The following is a 341-nucleotide window of genomic DNA, read 5'->3' as shown; positions in this document are numbered from 1 at the left end:
GATCTCTTCACGTGAGTTTGAGTGCATCTGGACGATACGACCGAAGCGCTCACGCTTTGATTTAACTGGGTTATATACCGTGTCACCCTGAGCAACTGTGCCTGAGTACACACGGAAGAAGGTTAGCGTGCCTACGAACGGGTCGGTAGCAATTTTAAAGGCCAATGCTGAGAAAGGCGCTTTGTCATCTGCTGGACGCGTGTCTTCAGTCTCGCCATCATCAAGAACACCTTGAATCGGTTTAACTTCGGTAGGTGAAGGCATGTATTCAATCACGGCATCAAGCATCGCTTGCACGCCTTTGTTCTTGAACGCACTGCCGCAACTCATCAGCACAATTT

The 341-nt window shown here is 49.3% G+C and carries 1 protein-coding gene; it reads right to left on the bottom strand.

The window, feature by feature from the left end:
• Window positions 1-341 (bottom strand): EF-Tu/IF-2/RF-3 family GTPase (locus CWC14_RS18410; protein ID WP_249928787.1); only part of this gene is annotated, 341 nt, incomplete at both ends.

Origin of the sequence: Pseudoalteromonas sp. S3260 (assembly GCF_005886925.1) — a bacterium.
GTDB classification, from domain to species: Bacteria; Pseudomonadota; Gammaproteobacteria; order Enterobacterales; family Alteromonadaceae; genus Pseudoalteromonas; species Pseudoalteromonas tetraodonis.
Note: the sequence above shows the minus strand (reverse complement) of the source record. Positions and strands in the feature narration are given on the sequence as shown.